Here is a 19875-nt window from a genome sequence, read left to right on the forward strand (position 1 = left end):
TGGGCGGTGGGGTGCGGGCTGTCAGCCACCTATTGGTCGTAGGTGGCCGCCCGCCGGGGATGGCCCGGCGCTACCAGTTCGGCCGAGGATTCCGACCCGTGCACATGGCGCGGGGTAGCGCCGGGCCATGCCCGGCCGCCTTCTCAACGCAGCGCCAGATCCACGGCGATACCGGCAAACAGCGCGGCACCCACCCAGTTGTTGTGCAGGAAGGCCTTGAAGCACGGCCCACGCTCGCGGTTGCGGCAGATCCAGAACTCGTACACCACCAGCAGCGTCGCCACCGCTACGCCGGCCAGGTAGTACCCACCCAGCCCGCCGCGCACGCCCACCAGCGTCATCGTGGCCAGGAACAGCGCGTACAGCACGCCCTGGATGACCAGGTCCAGGTCGCCGAACAGGATCGCAGTGGAGTGCGAACCCATCTTCAGGTCGTCTTCGCGGTCGACCATGGCGTACCAGGTGTCGTAGGCGGTGGACCACAGGATGTTGCCGGCATACAGCAGCCAGCCCAGCATCGGCACCTCGCCCTGCACGGCGGCGAAGGCCATCGGGATGCCCCAGCCGAAGGACATGCCCAGGTAGACCTGCGGCAGATGGGTGTAGCGCTTCAGGTAGGGATAGCTGGCCGCCAGGAACACGCCGATGAAGCTCAGGGCGATGGTCAGGCCGTTCAGGGTCAGCACCAGGCCGAAGGCCACCAGCATCAGCACCGCGAACAGCGCCAGCGCCGCACGGCCGCTGATCGCACCAGTCGCCAGCGGTCGCGCCTTGGTGCGCTCCACGTGCGGGTCGAGCCAGCGGTCGGCGTAGTCGTTGATGACGCAACCGGCCGAGCGGGTCAGCCAGACGCCAGCGGTGAACACGAACAGGGTCCACAGCGGCGGCAGGCCGCCAGCGGCCAGCCACAACGCCCACCAGGTGGGCCACAGCAGCAGCAGCGTGCCGATCGGGCGATCGGCGCGCATCAGGGACCAGTAATGCCGCCAACGCGGCGTCGGCGCCGGATGCGGCGCGGAAAGGGGGGTATCAGCCATGACACTAGGATACTCCTGTGCCTTCGGACCGACTTTGCCGGCGGGGGGAGATTTGTGCGGCGAAACTGGATAGAATGCCCATCCCGCACCGCCTCATTGCGTTGCGATGCCCGCCCCGGCCCTGGCCGACGGCGCGGCGGTTCCACCACGCGCTCGTAGCTCAGCCGGATAGAGTAGTGGCTTCCGAAGCCATTGGTCGGGGGTTCGAATCCCTCCGGGCGCGCCATCTTCCCTCAGTCTTCCGTCCTCGCCTGCCACCACGGCATGGCGCGCTGGTCGTGGGTTCATTCGGCTTCCCGATCCCCCGCTGCGGCTCCGTTGCGCTGAGCTGGAAGGGAATCGAGCGGTAGGCGGAGCCCTGCGCGTCGCGGACGATGATCGAGAATTCCTCCCCAGCGCTGGTCGCGCCGGGCAGAAACGCGCCGTCGCCGTCGAACAGCACCGTCACCGGTTAGCCGGGCACGATGGACGTCCTGCTTGGTCATGCTGCAGATCCTCCATTGATGTTCCGCGTGCCGATTACTGGATGACCCGGCAGCGGCGGCGAGGCACCTGCACACTGCCGCTGCTCAACTTCTTAGCGCACTACAGCGCCGCCGAGCATCGACCGAACACGTTGGCGGGCTTCTCCCGCAGGCTCACGGCAACCACCCGGTGTTTCTGCTCGCCGCAGCCCCCCATGACCCCATACATGATGAGAAGTCCCTTGTCGTTGACGTAGCCGATGAACCTGCCATTACCTTCATCCGAAGCGGTCCTGACGAGATAGACGCTCTCCCCGGGGGCTGGCTCCAGGCCACTCAACGGCATTGAACCAATCTTCCCTTCAACCTCTGATGCCGATACTGCGACCAGTGAGCTCTTCAACATCCACTCCGCTATGGCGGCTTCACTATCCGGATCAAGCGTGGAAATGCGGTCAAGCGGCAGAGTCGTTGAATTGCCAGGGAAGATCGCGTCGGATGAAACATCTACCCAGTCCGACCTCCATTCCGTGTGTTGAAATTTGTTGATGCTGCACCCGCCCAGCATTGGCAAGACCAGCAGCGCTGCGCGCAAGATGCCAGCCACCGGCCCTTTGATGATGTCCCTTGCTGGGGCACCTGGAATCTCCCTGCACTTGCCGCGCCACAGAGCGGCCAGATGCCCGCTGGTGGGCGGACCCACCCGAACGGAATCACTCGCCGATACCCGGCCACGGTGCGTCTCATGCATGCCATGCCACTCCTAATTTTCCACACCGGACGTCACTGCGAGTCTATCCGCCAGCCCAGGGCCAGGATGTCGAGTGAGCTGGCAGTGGTACAGGTTTCGATGCGGAAGCACTGAAGCCTTGGCAGCAACACACCCGAGGCCGCCCAGCGCCGTCTGCCATCGGCCAGTAGCTTGCTGTCCTCATCGACATATGCGCGGTCGATCGTGTCCTCACCCAGGACACCGAAGTTGAGCGCCAATCGTGCGCCGCGGCATTCAAGGAACACCACCCGCGCATTGCGCCCGTCGGGCCAGCGCACGTGGACCACTACTTCATCCTGGATGCCCGGATTGCTGCGGTCTACGGACACCGCAGTCAAGATGGCGTCCGACCAGGGCAGTGCGTTGAACTCAAGGATCATGCGGGGTACCTCCTTCCTGGCTCTGGCAGCACGTTGGCATAGGTCCATCTCCCGTCCAGAGCCAGCGCTCGCCTCATGCTCGAACGTTTCGACTTGTTTGATGGAGCACCAGTTGCCAATGCTGTGACATGAGGCATGCAATTTCGGCACCGATCGTCGCTTCGATGAGGACAATGCACCCCGTCCCATCGAGTTCATGCGGGTCCGCAGGGTCCACTCCAAGCAGGGCACACGCACGATCAAACTCGAATGATGCTTCGCGCTCAGTGAAGACACTCAGGTCCAGAATGATGTTCTGCATCGAGAAGCCATCGATACTGAGGCGGACAATGTCATCGAAGATGACCTCATGCACATATCTTCCGCATTCCGTGGACAGAGAGAGTGCAAGACGGCGGCGATCTTCAATGCGGAGTCCATCAATGTGCAGATCATGCAGACAGCTCATGCTCCGTCCATCTGGATTTTCGATGTTCAACAGACAGACCTCCTCAACTGAAAAGGAAGATCATGCTGTGACGCTGCTTTGAGCGCGCGCGCCAAACACACTGCGGTACCAATAGGCGTCACTGCGCCTGAACCAGGTCGAGAAGGCTTCAGAATCGAAAACTTTGAGCTGTTCCATGGCAATACGGTAGCGCTGGAAGAAAGCCAATATGTCACGTAGCACCTCGGCATCCACCCGTCGCTTGTCGACCTGGATGTAGATGATCCGGCCCCGGCCAACCACTTCCATGACGCACTCCATCTGATCCAGCCAGCCGAAGAATTGCGCTTCGTCCCGTGGGGAGTAGAACACCACACTATCGGCCTGCAGTTCCACCTTTTCCATTTTCATTGCGCGACCCTCTCCAGTCGAACGATTGCACTTATCATGCCTCTTGTCGGCTCGGCAATATGTGGGTGCCAGCTCGCCGAGGGGCCATACTCATTGCGATGCTTCTAACACGTGTGTGCTCATCGATGGGTGTCGTCAGCGTCGTCCACACTCGGGAACTTCCCCCGGCGTGCTGGGAATCAGCCTGACCGGGCGGCACGCTGTACTCGCCGCCAGACCTCGTCCGACATGAAGTTCTTCCACGTTCGGCCAAGCAGCTCACGAACAGAAGGGTGCTGCTTTGCCAGGCTCTCCAGCTTCTCGATCTCTGCCTCGCCATGGGCCACCAAGTAGTCCTCCAATGGTCCGGCAGCGAGACTGGATAGCAGAGGTGCATCCACATCCATCTGCCTGACGGCCTCAATGAATTCCCATCCTCCGTCGGCATCCCGCTGAATGATGTCATCGACAACATCCAGCACCTGCATGTGCGATTGCCGCTCACTGGCGCCCATGGGAAGTCGATTGAACTGAACCCATGCTTCGGCGATCGTCTGCGGTCCACCATGCGGCCTTCCGGCTGATTCAATACTTTTATTTCGATGCATCCCAGATTTTCCCGGTTGAGAGGCCAAGCGAACAGCTTCACCCCACTACAGGAGGATAGATTTCAACTGAGACACCAAGGCTCAGTTCAAAAATTCTTTTGAGCAAGCTGTGATCAAGCTCAAAACCTCCCAACGCTTCCGTAAAGAGACTTACATAGAACTCCGCCTTCCCACCGCCACCGACAATCTCATCCAAGAACCGAGCCTTGGCGGACAGCACATCGCACCACCTACGCAGCTCCTCGTCCAACTCAACACTCGCCTTGCGCACGAGCTGCATTGAAACGTACGTTTCCTCGCACAGGCTCCCATCCGAAGATGGCGGGCGTGGATCGCCCACTGTCCTTGAGAATCTGGGCGTCAGACCGAACTCCAACGCGATATCAGACGCCCGCATGGAGGGGTGCCAGATCCGCAGCGAAATATTCGTTACCTGAATAGACATGAGAGGCGTGGAAGGGTCGCGCTAAATGCTGAGTACCATCTGCAACCCGTTCTGCAAAACGATCTTTGCGCGATTGAGGTCACATTGATCATCGCCACCGGGTAGCCGCCAGTCAGATTGATGAAACCGTTGTAGACGTAGGTGAGGGGCAGCCGCTTAAGATCGGCCACCTTCAGGACCTGATCCTACGCTCAACTGGATAGCGCGAAACAGAGTGTGGAGCACGCTACTTCTTTGAGGTCTCAATCGGCGTGCCCGTCGCACCGTCTTGGGTCTGGGTCAGTCGGCCGAGCGCGTCATAGGCGTACTTGGCTAGCACTTCCGAGCCCGCACCGCTCTTCAATTCGGTGATCGAACCGACGGAATCATGGCCATCCCATCAGAAATGACGACAATTCTTTTGGATCAATTATTTCTTGCCGACTTTGTTATCCATACCAGGGGCCCGCCCAAAACGTAAAGGACAGCTTTCAGCACCTCGAAGATCTTCTGGCGCCCGCTCAAGGCAACGCTCGCTGAATACTTCTCCCGAATCGCGCGCCTCCTGCGTGCGACGCCAACTTTAGCGTCGCTTCGCGAAGTCGAAATCGTTCGTTTTGATTTACTTACCATCAGCCTCATCCATTCCCCGAGCAACGGCCAAGCTCAGAATTTTTCCGGGAACGATCAGCAGCAGCATATATCCACTCAGCCTCTCAATGCTGCCCTGGAATCCAGCCGCAAGAATAGCCAGTGTTCCAGCCATCCCGACAGCAGACACCCATCTCCTTGATAATGTGACATTTATCTCGTGCTCGCCCCCATTCATCAGTGGAGCCACACTTTTCAAGACTAGGAACACCACAACCAAGTTCAGCATCAGCCCAGCGATAACAAGAATGAACATTTTCCAACCTGTCAATGGTGGAAACAGCACGCTCATGAAATCAAGCGACGCCAGAACGAAGCATGTCATCAATCTGCTCTTTGTACTTTTCATCATTTGACCTTGCACCAGCACTCCTCAGCCGCTTCGGCGAATTTCATCGCTTCGACGCCCAAGCTTAGCAAGCCCAAATTGCGTCCAATGACTCGAAAAAGCTGATTTAGGCTCTTGTTAGCTTGGATGCCCGTTCTAATTTGAGATTGTTCTCTAAGATTCCTTCCCCATCGATCAAGTTCCTGAAGCCTTGCGTTGGCAGCGGCATCTGCCCTCCACGTGTGCACCTCAGTCGCCGCTGCAGCCGTGCTCATCACCGCAGAGGCTGAATCCAGAGAATGGGCACCCTCAGTGAACGCTTTGATTGTTCCAACTCCGGGCGTCAGATTTAGAGCAGAATCGAGGATTGCCGCCTCCACGCACGCGTCAGAGGCCCGAGGCTCACCCCCGATGTACGCCCCCATGGGTCCAACGCTCTGCAAACCCTCTGGATCAGCGTAGCTCACCGGATTGCCATGTACATAGGCATAGGTGCTTACGCCCCCTTCCAACCCAATCGGATCGCTCTGCGAGTACCGCCCCACTCCCGGGTCGTATTCCCGCTGGTAGTTGTAGAACAAGCCACTCGCATCGGTGGCCTGCTGGCCCGGGAAGCGCAGCGCCAGATCAAACACCACGCCATCCCCATCGGGATCATTGGCCGGCGCCTGATCGCCAAACACCTCACTCTTGTTGCTCCACTCCCAGATCGCAACATCACGCAACGGGTCGATCACTACGCGCGGTGTCCCCAGGTGATCGGGCTGGATGTACGCCAGCTCCGGCACGCCCGAGGCTGGTGTCTGGATCAACGCCACCGGGTAGTTGTCCAGCCAGATCGCCTGTTGCTGCGCTTGCCCGGTCGTCGAGTAGTTGCCGACCCACTGCCCGGGGCTTCGTCATAGACAGTGACCTACGCATCGCCACTGGCTGGCACACATTGCCTGCGGCATCTTGGTTGCGCGCCTGAACGTGCACGGCATCAGGCGATGGCCGTCAGCCGGATAGGGTGTAGCTCGCCGTCCCCGCCGACGTGACCAGCGAGGTGCGGTCACCGGTGGCGTCGTAGCCATAAGGGTGCCCGTCGCACCGTCCTGGGTTTGGGTCAGTTGGCCGAGCGCGGCGCGCTATGGATACCCCAGCACACCCCGCAATGGAAGCGCTTAGACGCACATCTATTCCGCCTTCGCCCGCCGAAGCCGAAGCAAGCCGACAGACCCAACTTTCCACATAACAAAAGCTATGGCGAGGGAGATCACAACGAATGCCAGACCTGCAAATCCATACCGACCGCCCTGATTCGAAAGGTCAATTACAACAAAAATAAGCATTACTAGATTAGCAGTAGCTATAAGGCAAGCCACCACCCTCATCGCCCAGAAAAACATGGTGTAGTAAGCCTGAAGAAAATTCTTCCATCCAGTCATATCAAGGACACCCGCACCCTTTGCCAGTTGGCGTAGCCATCTGCCCTGAGATCGTATACCCGGATCCAGTCATTGCACCAAATCCAACACCAGGAAGCGGTGGGATGGAGATGGATCCACCACTCATCTTATCTCTTTCCATATCTTCCAACGAGAAGAGGCGACGCAGCCAAGCCCAGTTGTCGCCCTCCTTATTTCCTTCCAACAGGTTGGTGGATCCTTGAACGGAGCCGCCAATGGACGGCCCCCAGCCGCCGGCCACTTCAGAGTATCGATAAACGCCCCAAGATCTGTCTGGCAACGGGCCAGAACTCTCCGAGGCACTTATTGATGTACCTGCACCTAGATACGCCCCCCCGCCAAGCATTCCGCTTATCTGCAATGAACCATAGATTTGGTAGCAGGAAACATTGCCCAAATTTTTTGGAATCGATACCCCGACGTTTATCGATCCAGTCACTGCCACACCTGGGCCAGCCCCCCCCGCCGAACCCCCAACCCCGACTTGCTTATTCAATCCCAAGGGGTCCGTGAATTCGACGGAGTTGCCTGTAGCGTAAATAAAGGTCGACACTCCCCCCTCCAACCCAATCGGATCACTCTGCGAGTACCGCCCCACCGCCGGCTCGTACTCCCGCTGGTAGTTGTAGAACAAGCCACTCGCATCCGTCGCCTGCTGGCCCGGGAAGCGCAGCGCCAGCTCAAACGCCACACCGTCCCCGTCCGGGTCATTGGCCGGTGCCTGATCGCCAAACACCTCGCTCTTGTTACTCCACTCCCAGATCGCGACATCGCGCATCGGGTCGATCACCACACGCGGCGTACCCAGGTGATCGGGCTGGATGTACGCCAGCCCCGGCACGCCCGTGGCGGGTGTCTGGATCAACGCCACCGGGTAGTTGTCCAGCCAGATCGCCTGATGCTGCGCTTGCCCGGTCGCCGAGTAGTTGCCGACCCACTGCCCGGCTTCGTCATAGACAGTGATCTGCGCATCACCACTGGCTGGCGCACGCAGCACGCGCTCACCGCGGTGGTTGTAACCGTAACTCTCCACGACAGCAGCACCCTGCTTCACCGCACTCATGCGATTGGCATCGTTGTAGGCGAACGTCTTGCTGCCAATGCTGGTGGTGTTGCCTGCGGCATCCTGGTTGCGCGCCTGACCGTCCACGGCAATCAGTCGATGGCTGTCAGCCGGATAGGTATAGCTTGCGGTCCCGGCCGACGTGGTCAGCGAGGTGCGGTTGCCGGTGGCGTCGTAGCCATAGGTTTCAATCGGCGTGCCCGTCGCACCGTCTTGGGTCTGGGTCAGTCGGCCGAGCGTGTCATAGGCGTACTTGGCCAGCACTTCCGAGCCCGCACCGCTCTTCAGCTCGGTGATCGAGCCGACGGGATCGTAGCCGTAGCCCAGTGACAGACCGCCCGCCGCGGGGTCATGCACCGCCTGCGGACGGTAGTCCAAATCCAGCGGGCGCTGCAGCTGGCGGCCGTTTCCGTAGGTCCAGCCGGTCGCCGGCCCGAAGGCTGCGTGGGTCACGTTGTTGACCACCACCTGCCGGGCCTGTCCCGGGCGGGTCAGGCCAATCTGGCTGATCCGCCCCTGGGCGTCGCGCACATAGTCGGCGACGCTGCCGTCCGGGTAGGTCAACGCGGTCAGGCGACCGGACTTGCTGTAGGCGTAGCGCAGCGTGCTGGCTACACCGTTGATCGTCTGCACCTTGCGGGTGACCTGGCCAAAGCGGTCATGGCAGTACGCGGTGCTGCCATTGGCGTGCAGCACCTGGCCCAGGCGACCCTTGGCGAAACGCTCGTCGCTGGCACATACGGCTGGTGCGGTGTCGTAGTGATAGCCCACGTCCAGGTTGGGATCCGGATAGGCAATGCCGACCAGTCGATTGAGCGCGTCGTAGCTGTAGGTGGCGGTCACGCCGCGCGCATCAGTGCGAGTCTTGCGGTTGCCAGCGGCGTCAACAGTGAAAGTAGTGTTCCCGCTGTCGGGGCTGACCTGTCCGGTCAGATCACCAAAGCCGTTGTAGGCGTAGGTGGTGTGCAGGCCCTTGGGATCGGTCACCTGGGTGACCTGATCCAGCGCGTTGTACTGGCTGCGGATTTCCGCGGCAACACCGCCCACGTCCTGCAGGGTCTGCGCCAGCCGGTTCAGCGGATCGTACTGCTGGGTCGTCTCACGCTGCAGGGCATCGGTGACCGACTGCGGATTGCCATTGGCGTCGTACGCAAAGCCGGTGGCATTGTTGCCGGCATCCTTCAGCGTGGTCAGCTGCCCGAGTGTGTTGTAGACACGGGCCAGCGTGCGGCGCAGCGTGCCATCCGCATCGACCGTGTTCTCCTGCAGGCGGTTGCCGGCGTTGTCCAGAGTGTAGTGAATGGTGTTGTCGGCACTGTCGGCAATGTCCGTCAGCCGCTGCGCGGCGTCGTAGACGTAAGTGACGCTGCTGCCGTCGGGTTCGGTGGTCCGTTGTACCTGGCCAGTCGGCCAGTAGCTGATCTGTGTAGCCCGGTCCTCGGCTGTGGTAGCACCGCGCACGGTGACGGAGGTCGGCCAGCCGCGGGCATGGTAGGTGTAATCGGTGACCACGCCGTTGGCGTCCTTCGCCGACAACGGCCGCCCGAGTGCGTCGTAGGCCAGGGTCTCGACCGTCTGGCCCAGCGCATTGGTCACGCTGCGCAGGTCGCCCTTGCGATAACTGCAGGCACCACTGGTCGCGCATCCCGCGTCGTCCGCGGTGTAGTAGGCATAGGTGGAGACATCCGCCACATCACTGCGCGGGCCATCCACGCTACGCAGCAGTCCCACCAGCGGGCACTCCGGGCCCTCTGCCTCACAGTAGGTCTGCGTGGTGATGCGGGTGTCACCGGTCACCATGTCGCGCACGGTGATGGTGGTTGGCTGGAGGCGCGCATTGCGTGCGATGCGAATCTCACGGTTACCGACGGTCTGCTGCACCAGCCGATTGCTGTCCATGGCGACGCGCGTCTCGCTGACGCGCTGATCCGGAGTACCGGCCGCTTCGGTGGTGGTGGTCACGCTGACGGCGCCTACGGCAGCATCGCTGGCCTCGGCATAGGCGTAGCTGGTGACGACACCACGACGATCGGTCACCGACTGCAGCCGACGCCGGAAATCGGTGCCCTCGGGCAGATAGGCGCGAGTGGTGCTGCCGTTGCTTTCGGTGATGCCATTGACCTTGCGCGGAAGGCCGCTGGTACCGCTGGCAGTCAATGCGTAGGTGCTCTGCTTGCCCAGTGCGTCGGTGACGATGGTGGTGCCTGCCTGGGTGTACTCCAAGCGCACGCCATCAATGCCCACGTCGGCCTGACTGCAATCGCCGGAATGGCGGCTGCAGGTGACCCGCCCCTTGGCGTCGTAGCCGAACCAGCTGTAGCGACGGGTGTCTTCGGCGGTCACGCCGGTCAGATAGGCCGGGAAGCGGGCGTCCTCATAGTGATACGTGCGGCTGGCACCGTCTGCGTAGGTCGCGCTGATCAATTCGCCGGCGGGGGAGTAGGCGTAGCTCACCACAGGCTGGCCGGCAACCACCAGGGCCGAGATCAGTGAATCGTCGCCCTGCACCAAGTACTGGACGTCCACGCGCCGACCGGTTGAATGGGTGATGCTGAGCAGGCGGCCACGGCTGTCGTGTGCATAGATCAGCGACGTTCCGTCTTCGAAATCGCGGCGCTGCATCAAGCCAGCGGCATCAAAATGAATGCGCTCTCCGGCACGTGAAAGTTGCCAGTTGGTGCCCTGCTGGACCGCGCGATCGCCGCTTCCGTCCATGGCTTCGTAGCTTGCCCCCACTTTCTGGAATGCGGTCTGCCCGCCATCGGCGCCGATCAGCCCAACTTTCAGTTCAGGGCTGGGAGGGAAGGTGGCGTCGTCTACGCCTGCGGTAAGCCGCAGATTGTGGGAATGGGTCCAGCCCGTACCCAACGCGCCGCCCGCCGTGCTTGTCAGGGAGTGATAGTGGCGTTCGAAGCTCACCCATCCAAGGTTGAAATCCGGCTCAGGCTGGGATTTATCGCCAGTGGTCGGATCACACGGGTTACCAACAGGACACTGCTGCGGCGGCAGCGGCGCGCTTGTGTAGGAGAGCATGGGCGACATGTGCGGCTCGTCCTGCCGGACCAGAGAGCACATCTGCAGGGCCTCATTCCACGTCAGGGACGGTCGATTCGGACAAAGCGCCGTTCTGGCCCGGCGCACATGCTCCCACCCCACTATCGACGAGCATTCTTGAGTGCTCTGGTGATAGAAGTTCAAGGTGTAATGAAAATCTTTCTCCTCGTTGGTGACGCTACCGTCGTCGCCCCTGCCAAGTCCAAGGAGCTCCACCCAAGGATCCTCCGTGAGGGTAGTCGCCGGGCACTGCGGGTCGCTGACGCGGGTAGCGAGGATCACGCTACGAATCTGATCTTCGGATGAGTACTCCTGCCCTGAGTGGGTGTAGACCCAGTCGGTAGTAACGATCTTCTCGGGTCTCACCCGGTAATCGTAGATGACCTTCTTTCCAAGGACGCGTTGGCGTTTGACATGCCAATCGAAGGGTTTGTCCTTCTCGTACTGGGAAAAGAGCGACTTGATGTCCTTCTGCACCGCCGCTTCGGTGGCTCGCGGCTGGCCCATCGACAGATAGCTCTCCCACTTCTTCTGCACCTCCTGCGCCTGCACCGCAGTGGTACCCACGCACCCCAGCGCGGCCATCGCCAGCACTGCGCACGACAGACCCTTCAATCGCTTCAACATCCCTGTTCTCCTTCCTGGACGGTTACCGCACCGGGAGGAACGAAGGCGCTCGGGCAGCCATTGCCCTTTCCCGCCCTGCTTCGGATCGTCCCTGTTCCGGATTGCGGCGTGGCCGCATGGGGACGTTATCTCCGATGTGGGTTACGCATTCAAGTCAGAAAGTGTGGAACCGGTTGAATTTCAGAGTTTTCTGATAACCGCCAACCATCGATAGCGGCCCGAAGATACAAAAACGCCGGGCAGTGCCCGGCGTTTCCGTCACAGCGTGGAAGGGTGTAGACCTCAGTACTTTCCGTCAAACGCAAAAATCGGCTTGCGCTTCTGCCACAGGCCCGCAGTGAAATCCGGGAACTCCAGCGTCTGGAAACTGTTGGCGATCGACTGCTCGCTCAACGGGGTAATCGCGCTCCACGTCACTGCGTCGTAGATGTCGATCGGCATCGGCGCCTTGGCCTTCAGCGCTTCCACGAACGCATGGATCACGAACCAGTCCATGCCGCCATGGCCGGCGCTGGCAGCGGTATCGGCATTCTGCTTCCACAGCGGATGTTCGTACTGGTCCTGGTACTTCTTGAACTCTTCCCACTGGTGCGGCGGGCTGCGGCCTTCGATGTGGATCGAATGGTTCACGTCCATCCACAGGCCCTTGGTGCCCTGCACGCGGAAGCCCATCGAATACGGTCGCGGCAGCGAGGTATCGTGCTGCAGCAGGATGGTCTCGCCGTTCTCGCAGGCCAGCGTGGTGGTGACGATGTCACCGAGCTTGAACTTCACCTTGGTGCTCGGATGGGTGGTGCCGCCGCTCTTGGCTACGGTGTATTCGTGCAGGCCACGCGCCTTGGTGGCGAATGCGTTGATGTGGGTGAAGCGGTTGCCGCGGTTGATGCCGGTATACATCGCGCACGGGCCGATGCCGTGGCTGGGGTAGAGCTCACCATTGCGCTCCACCGAATGTTCGGTGCGCCAGCGTGCTTCGCTCCAGCCTTTGGGGCCGAATTCCACGCCGCTGTCGTAGGGCTGGTTCGGGTCGCCGGAATTGAACTTCACCCCGCGCAGGTCGTGCTGGTAACCGGCCTGCAGGTGCACCAGTTCGCCGAACAGACCCTGCCGCACCATCTGCAGGGTCGCCATCACGTCACGGCGGTAACAGACGTTTTCCAGCAGCATGTACGGGGTGCCGGTGCTCAGCTGGGTCTTCAGCACGTCCCAGTGATCCTGCAGGGTGATGCCGGCCACCACTTCGCAGCCCACGGCCACGCCGGCCTGCATCGCGGCAATCGCCATCGGTGCGTGGTACTCCCACGGCGTGGCGATGATCACGCCATCAATGCCCTTCTGCTCCAGCAGGCGTTTCCATGCGTTGATGTCGCGGTCCTGACCGTAGGTCTTCGGCGCCGGCTTGCCCGCCTTGCTGACCATCTCCACGGCGCGGCCGAGCATGATCGGCTCGATATCGCACAGGGCAACGACCTCCACGTCGTCGCGGCGCACCAGTTCCTTCAGCAGCACCAGGCCACGCATGCCGGTACCGATCACGGCCAGGCGTACCTTGCGGCCACGTGCCCATGCCGGGGTCTGCGGCAGCAGGCTGCTGGCGGCGACAGCGGCGCTGGCCGCGATGAATTCCCTACGCTTCATGGCAAACACTCTCCTCTTGAAGGCGCGCCAGCCCGGGCCGGCGCGCCTGGTCACGCAAACGGAATTACTTGAACCGGTAGCCGATGGTCACACTGTAACCACGACCGAAGATGGTGGCGTAGTCACTGGAGTCACCCAGGAAGCTGTTGGGATCGTAGAACGGCAGGCGGTTGAACAGGTTCTTGACGGTGAAGCTCAGGTTCCACGCGTCATCCGGGCGCCAGGTGACGCTCATGTTGGCGGTCCACCACGACGGTGCACCATCGCACTTGCTCTTTTCCAGGGCCAGGTAGCCGCCGGTGCAGGTTTCCTTGTTGTTGCTTTCTTCGTCGATCTGGTCGGTGGCCCACTTGGTGCCGCCCACGTAGTTGACGAACATGCTGGTGGTGACCTGCTTGTAGGTCCAGTCGGCATTGAGCGTCGCACGCAGGCGCGGGTTGTTGTAATAGCCCACCACGTCGCCGTAGTACCAGCCGTTCTGTTCATCCATGTAGAAGCGGTTGCGGTTGGCGATGGTGGCGGCCAGGCCGATGTTCAGCCCGCCCCACTCACCCAGCGAGAAACGGCTGCGCGCATCGATGTCGAAGCCATCGATGAGGGTCTTGCCGCGGTTCTTGTACTGGCCCACCACGCTGGCCACGTTGCCGGCCGAGTAGCCCGGCAGCGTTCCCGGGCAGCTCACACCGCTTGCCGGGTCGGCGCACATCGCCGCCAGCTGCGCCAGGTTGGCGCGGTCGCTGTCGGTGATCGGCGAGCGCGACGAGGAAATGATGTCTTCGGCGCGGCGGTAGTCCGGAGCAACGATTTCGTTGTCGCGGTAGATGAACCAGTAGTCGGCCGACACCGACAGCCAGCTGGCCGGCTCGTAGACGAAGCCCAGCGTGGCGATCTTCGCCTTCTCCGGCTTCAGGTTCTGGTTCGGCTGGGTCATGCGGGCCACGGTACGGCTGCAGTCCACGTTGAGCAGGCTCTTGCCCAGGTCGACATCACCGCCGCGCTGCGATTTCAGCAGCAGGTTGGCGATGGCGTTGGTCTCGGCGCAGCGCAGTTCATCACGGTAGCCGCCCAGCTGCGCGTACACGCCGCCGTTGCCGGACTCGGCCAGGCTGGGGGCGCGGAAGCCGGTGGAATAGGTACCGCGCAGCATCAGCTGGTCGAATGCCTGGTACTTGAAGCCGATCTTCGGCGCGACGTTGGCGCTGAAGTTCGGGTACTTGTCCACGCGCACCGCCGCATCCAGCTCCAGCTTCTCGGTAATCGGCGCCACCGTTTCAGCAAACAGCGCATAGGTGTTGCGCGCGCCATCGAACCACGAGCCACCCTGCTGGGTGATCAGGCCGGCGGCCGCGTCGGCGTTGCCGGGGGTGTAGAAGGTTTCGCGGCTGGCGTTGAAACCGAACGCGGCGCGCATGTCACCGGCCGGCAGCTGGAACAGCGGGCCTTCGATCTTGCCGTCCAGGGTATGCAGGCGCGTCCACGACTGGATGTCGAAGGTCGGGAAGGCGCCGCGGATCAGTGCGGCGTTGGCCTCGCTGATCTCACCGAACTTGTACGCCGGATGATCGGAGATGATCACACGACCCGTGCCCGGGTCGATGCTGTAAGGACCGAAGGCCTTCTCGAAGCCCTTCACGTTGACGTTGATCGTCTGGTAGGTGGTCGAGTGCGTGCCGGCGGTGGCGAACGCGGTTTCCCAGTTCCAGTCACCGACGTTGCCGCGCGCGCCGGTCAGCACGCGGTAGCTCTTGTCGGTGTTGCGCTGGCCGAAGTAGTTGGCGCCGGCATCCTGCAGCAGGTACTGCAGGCCGACCACGCCACCCATCATGGCCTTCAGCTCGGGGCTGGCGTGGTTGTACTCGTTGTTCGGGCCCAGGAACGGATACAGGAACTGGTTGACGTTGTTGCCGGTATCGCGCGAGAACCAGCTGGTCGGGTTGCCGGTGGTGGTGCCGTAGCTGCGCGGGGTACCGCCGTTGGCACGCAGGTCGATATCGGTATAGGTGGCCTCGGCGAAGATCTCGGTGCTGTCGCCCACCAGGAAGGTGCCGTTGAGGTAGGCGGTGTTGCGCTCGGATTTGGCGCCGGCGTCGATCTCGTTGTTCATCCAGGTTTCCCAGACGCAACGCGGGCCGGCCGCTTCACTGGTCAGCACGTTCTTGCAGCCGGGCGCGGCTTCCTGCACGCGGCGGCCGGTCACCGGATCGAACGCGAAATAGCTGCCCGGGTTGAACTCACCCGGCTTGCTGCCCACGCCCAGGCGCAGGTTGTTCAGGTAGTTGGGGTTGTTGACGTAGTACTGGTCCGGGCGCTTGTCATAGAAGTCGGCCAGCGGAATCGCGTCGCGGCGGTACATGTTCACCGCGCCGTAGATGTTGAAGCGGTTCTCGGTGAGGTCACCGAAGCCGGCGGTGATGCTGGCCTGGCGCTCGCCGTAGGAATCGATGCGCGAGGAGGTGTCGTTGGTGAAGCTGATCTCCGCGCCCTGGAAGTTGCGCTTGGTGATCACGTTGATCACGCCGGCCACCGCGTCGGTGCCGTACACGGCCGAGGCGCCGTCGGTCAGCACTTCCATGCGTTCGATGGCGGCGGCGGGAATCGCATCGATGTTGACGAACTGGGTCTGGAAACCCGCCGGCGCACCGTAGTACGACAGGCGGCGGCCATTCAACAGCACCAGCGTGCCCTGTGCGCCGAGGCCGCGCAGGTTGGCCTGCGAAGCGCCGTCGGAGCCGGTGAACAGCGAGCGCGAATCCTGCTGCGCTGGCCGGGCGGCCGGCAGGTTGTCGAGCACCTGCAGCAGCGTGCGCGCACCCATGTTCTGGATGTCCTGCTTGCTGATCACCTGCACCGGCGAGGCGGTTTCAACGTCGGTGCGGCGGATGTTGGAACCGGTGACCTCGATGCGGGCCAGGTCGGTGGCCTTGTCCTTGCTCTCCTGGGCGAAGGCAGGAACGGCGACCGACAGCAGCACGCCGGCGATGGCCAGCGACAACGGTGCGATCGAACGACAGGGGGGGCGGTGGTGGCGGGCGGGCAACATCGGGGTTCTCTCCTGGCAGGGGTGCGGCGCGAATGGTGGATCGGCGGGCAAAACGCTCCCGGGCCACGGCTCCCACCGTCGTGGTGAAGCCGTAGTCGGAATGGGCGGGGGAGGAGCGGTGTTACGTGGCGGTCATGGGGCGACGATGCTGGCGGAGTCGCCCTCCTGGCCGATCAGCACGGCGTTGGCCCAGTTGGCACAGACCTGGGCGGGTTGGCTGCCCTGCGCACCCAGCGTGCGCAGGCTCAGGGTGGAAAGGCCACGGATGTCCAGCTCCGGCTTGACCACGCCGGGCGCCTTCACCAGGCCGCTGTCATACAGCAGGCGGTTGTCGCCCCAGACCTGGAACTGCAGGCCACCGGCCGTGCGGCAGGCGTCGTCAATGCCGAGGTCGGCACGCAGCAGGCGCCATCCCCCCTGCAGGCGCAGGTCGATGCGGCTGTTGGCGGACACGCCCAGGCCGCGGCGGAACTGCAGGCCGTTCATGCGCATGCCGGCGTCGCCGGTGAACGCCTTGTCGGCGTGCACCTGGCTGGCCAGCGCGGCCGGCACCGGCAGCTCGGAGAGATAGCGCTGCCGGGCCGGTCGCTCCGGTTCCTGGTGTTCGAGGATGTGGAAGGTGGACAGCGCAATCGGGCCGACGTCGCGCGGTTGCAGCGCGTCGAAGGCACGCGCACTGCCCTGTGCAGCGGTCACCATCGGATCGGTGCTGGAGGCACCATCACCTTCGGGGTTCTGCACGCTCAACACGCGGAAGCGCAGCAGGCGGCCGGCGTGGGCCGGGAAGTCGATGCGCTGCGTGCCTTCCTTCAGCTGCAGGTGGCCGCGGGCAATCGGTTCACCCCACTCGCCGTTGCTGTCGCCCAGGTACACCTCGTAGTCGCGCACCTGGCCGTGCTTCCAGTTCTTGTCGTTGCGCGGCGCGATGTCGATGCCATCGATCATCTTCCGTTCGCCGAAACCGATCACCCACTCGTGGGCACCGGTGCGCACGGCCTGGTTGCGCACGCTGCGGAACCAGGTGGCCGGATCATCATCGAAGGCATTTTCCAGCGCATGGCCGGGTTCTTCGGCCGGGCGGTTGACCACCAGCAGGCTGTCGGCCGGCAGTTCGCGGCCCAGCACCGGTGCAGCCGGATAGGCATCGTCGGCGGCCGCTGCGGCGACGGCGAAGTCCAGCTGCAGCTGCAGCGGCTGGCGGATGTCCTGCGCCGCGGTGCGTACATGCAGGGTGCCGCGACGCTCCTTGGCATCGAAGTACCAACCCTCGCTGGCGCTGTTGAATGCGGTCGCGTCGGCCAGCGCCGGCAGCGCGCGGCCAGCGGCCTGCACCGCACGCGGCGCCTGCCGGCTGAGCACGCGCAGGCCATAGCGGCGCTGTGCCAGCTGGCCGTTGTACTGGCCCTGTACCGCATCGATCTGTACCTGCACCGGGCCACTGCCCCGTGCCGGCGCCTGCACACTGATCCGCTGCGTGCTCGATTCGCCCTGCTGGTAGCGGCGGGTGTTGCCGTCATCTTCGTACAGCGTGTACTGCGAATCACCCTGCGGGTACAGGTCGAAGGTCACTTCATCGAGCGGTTTCTCGCCGTCGAACAGCATCGACGGGTACATCGGCAGGATCGCACCGGCACGCACGAACACCGGCAGCGTGGCCAGGTCCACCTGGCGGTCCAGCTGGCGGCCATCGGCAGCGGCCTGCACGCGGCGGCCATCCCAGTAGTCGATCCAGCCGCCGGCGGGCAGGTGGATGTCGCGGCGCCAACCACGGCTGGCGGCCTGGCTGCGGTACACCGGTGCAACCAGCAGGTCGCGGCCGAGCAGGAACTGGTACTTGTAGGTTTCATCCTGCGCGTGCGGATCGCGCGGGTTGTCCCACATCAGGCCACGCACCGGCGGTGCACCGGTCTGTGCGGCCTCATGCACCAGCCCATACATGTACGGGGTCAGGCGCATCTTCAACTTCAGATAATCGCGGTTGATGCTGCGGTAGGGCTCGTCGTACCACCACGGATGCTTGCGCGCATTCGACGACCAGCCGCTCATGCCCATCAGCACCGGGGTGAACGCCTTCCACTGCAGGTCGCGGGTGAAGGTCTCGGCGCTGCCGCCGAAGATCGCGTCCACATCGCCGCTGGCGTAGGCCATGCCGGACAGGCCCGAACCCACCAGGGTCGGTACATGCCAGCGGATGTAGTCCCAGCTGCTGCTCTGGTCGCCGGTCCAGGCCACGGCATAGCGCTGGATGCCGGCCCAGCCCATCACCGTCCACAGGAACGGGCGCGAATCGGAATTGTCGAGGATGCCGTTGAACGCCTGGCGGTTGGCATCCATCGCGAACTGGTAGCCCTTGCCGGTCCAGGCCACGTCCAGTTTCTGCACGCGGCTGCCGGCCTTGCCCACTTCCCAGGCGATCTTGTCGACGCCGTTCTCGGTCCACAGGCCGGTGCGGAAGCCGTACCCGGCCAGGCCCTTCACCGTCTCCGGCAACTGCTTGTAGCCGCAGCCATAGCCATCGTTGGGCAGGATCCAGCCGCCGGGCATGTCATTGGCGCGGTACTGTTTGGCTACGCTGTCGATCACATCGGGGGTGGTGCCGGTCGGGCCGTCGCTCCAGCCCTCGGGCACGGTGCCGGGCTTCTTGCCGTTGTCGCCGTCGTTGTAGCAATCGGCATCGCCGTAGGACAGCGCCCAGCGCGCGACCATGTTCGGGCGGCCGGTCAGCTGGGTGTAGCGCTCGATCAGCTTCGGCAGATCGGCGCCAACGAAGTAATACGCATCGAAGCGGTCTTCGCGATGCAGCAGGGTGGCCTGGTCGCTCTGCCGCAGATCGTAGCTGCCATCGCTCCACGTATTGCGCAGCATGCCCCAGCCACGGCTGCTCAGCAGCATCGGTGCCGGGCTCGGGCGATCCCCCTCTTCCCAGCCGCCGGAGTACGAGACGTCCAGTTCGCGGCCCTTGAACTGGTAGCGGCCGTTCTGTTGGCCACCGCCGTAATAGCCTTCATCGGCCTGCGAGGACAGCACCTGCACGCTCTGCGCGGCATCCAGGTCCAGCGGCTGCAGTTCCTGCCACAGCGCGGTGGGCTGGCCGTTGTCCAGACGCTCCAGGCGCAGGCGCAACGGCTGCCGCTGCACATGCAGCACGAGTGCAGCGGTACGCACGCGGATCTCCTGCGCGTCTTCTTCCAGCTGTGCCTGCACGTTGGCCTTGGGCTGTGGCAGCACGATCGGCGCGGCCTTGTCGCCGGCACCGGTCAGCTTGCCGTTGCGGCCGGCCTGTACGCGGATGATGTCGGTGGCCGGCAGTTCAATGCGGATGCGCGTGCCGTTGTCGGTCTGCAGGTCCCAGCCGTTTACACCCTCGGTGCTGGCACTGGCGCTGACCGAGCGCAGGTTGCCGACCGGTGCGGCCTGGGCCGACAGGGACGCCGACAGCAGTGCCGGCAACAGGGCCAGCAGCAGTGGCGAACGACGAACGCAGATTTCCACACGGACTCCCAACCCGTTCACCGGGCGTTTCG

The 19875-nt window shown here is 63.0% G+C and carries 13 protein-coding genes and 1 tRNA gene; 1 reads left to right on the forward strand and 13 read right to left on the reverse strand.

The features are described from left to right. Positions 1-143: 143 nt before the first annotated feature. On the reverse strand, positions 144-1037 hold the full coding sequence (gene ubiA / locus CR918_RS18070) for a 4-hydroxybenzoate octaprenyltransferase (RefSeq protein ID WP_099785755.1): 894 nt from the start codon (positions 1035-1037) through the stop codon (positions 144-146). Positions 1038-1186: 149 nt separating this feature from the next. Between ubiA and CR918_RS18075 the strand changes: the two genes are divergently transcribed. Next, positions 1187-1263: transfer RNA gene (locus tag CR918_RS18075), tRNA-Arg, on the forward strand. 359 nt (positions 1264-1622) lie between these two features. Here the strand turns inward: CR918_RS18075 and CR918_RS18080 are convergent. The 12 genes from CR918_RS18080 to CR918_RS18140 all read right to left on the reverse strand — a co-directional run bounded on the left by CR918_RS18080 (position 1623) and on the right by CR918_RS18140 (position 19843). Next, entirely contained in the window at positions 1623-2252 is a 630-nt protein-coding gene (locus CR918_RS18080) for a hypothetical protein (protein WP_238492709.1), read from the reverse strand. A 32-nt stretch (positions 2253-2284) separates the two neighbouring features. Further along, positions 2285-2653 (reverse strand): hypothetical protein, encoded by a 369-nt coding sequence (locus tag CR918_RS18085; protein ID WP_093819373.1) that lies wholly within the window; start codon positions 2651-2653, stop codon positions 2285-2287. Between the two features lie 73 nt (positions 2654-2726). Then, positions 2727-3131: a hypothetical protein gene (locus CR918_RS18090; RefSeq protein ID WP_133119363.1), complete on the reverse strand. Its 405-nt coding sequence runs from the start codon at positions 3129-3131 to the stop codon at positions 2727-2729. Between the two features lie 30 nt (positions 3132-3161). Further along, positions 3162-3491 carry a hypothetical protein gene (locus CR918_RS18095; protein ID WP_099785759.1) on the reverse strand — a complete coding sequence of 110 codons (330 nt, stop codon included), beginning with the start codon at positions 3489-3491 and terminating at the stop codon, positions 3162-3164. Between the two features lie 179 nt (positions 3492-3670). Further along, on the reverse strand, positions 3671-4078 hold the full coding sequence (locus CR918_RS18100; RefSeq protein ID WP_157804429.1) for a DUF6869 domain-containing protein: 408 nt from the start codon (positions 4076-4078) through the stop codon (positions 3671-3673). A 37-nt stretch (positions 4079-4115) separates the two neighbouring features. Beyond that, positions 4116-4358 (reverse strand): hypothetical protein, encoded by a 243-nt coding sequence (locus CR918_RS18105; RefSeq protein ID WP_099844037.1) that lies wholly within the window; start codon positions 4356-4358, stop codon positions 4116-4118. A gap of 766 nt (positions 4359-5124) precedes the next feature. Further along, a complete protein-coding gene (locus tag CR918_RS18110) occupies positions 5125-5502 on the reverse strand; it encodes a hypothetical protein (RefSeq protein WP_133119706.1) in 378 nt (125 codons plus the stop codon). Continuing rightward, positions 5502-6299 carry an RHS repeat domain-containing protein gene (locus CR918_RS21455; protein ID WP_415846989.1) on the reverse strand — a complete coding sequence of 266 codons (798 nt, stop codon included), beginning with the start codon at positions 6297-6299 and terminating at the stop codon, positions 5502-5504. The genes CR918_RS18110 and CR918_RS21455 overlap by 1 nt, the downstream gene beginning before the upstream one ends. A gap of 610 nt (positions 6300-6909) precedes the next feature. Continuing rightward, positions 6910-11673 (reverse strand): RHS repeat-associated core domain-containing protein, encoded by a 4764-nt coding sequence (locus CR918_RS18125; RefSeq protein ID WP_243379143.1) that lies wholly within the window; start codon positions 11671-11673, stop codon positions 6910-6912. 282 nt (positions 11674-11955) lie between these two features. Next, positions 11956-13311, reverse strand: coding sequence for a Gfo/Idh/MocA family protein (locus CR918_RS18130; protein WP_099844042.1), 1356 nt, complete (start codon positions 13309-13311; stop codon positions 11956-11958). A gap of 64 nt (positions 13312-13375) precedes the next feature. Next, positions 13376-16351 carry a TonB-dependent receptor domain-containing protein gene (locus tag CR918_RS18135; RefSeq protein ID WP_032976876.1) on the reverse strand — a complete coding sequence of 992 codons (2976 nt, stop codon included), beginning with the start codon at positions 16349-16351 and terminating at the stop codon, positions 13376-13378. 132 nt (positions 16352-16483) lie between these two features. After that, complete coding sequence (locus tag CR918_RS18140; protein ID WP_099844044.1) at positions 16484-19843, reverse strand: TIM-barrel domain-containing protein; 3360 nt, start codon at positions 19841-19843, stop codon at positions 16484-16486. Positions 19844-19875: the final 32 nt, after the last annotated feature.

It is taken from the genome of Stenotrophomonas indicatrix (assembly GCF_002750975.1).
Classification (GTDB): Bacteria; Pseudomonadota; Gammaproteobacteria; order Xanthomonadales; family Xanthomonadaceae; genus Stenotrophomonas; species Stenotrophomonas indicatrix.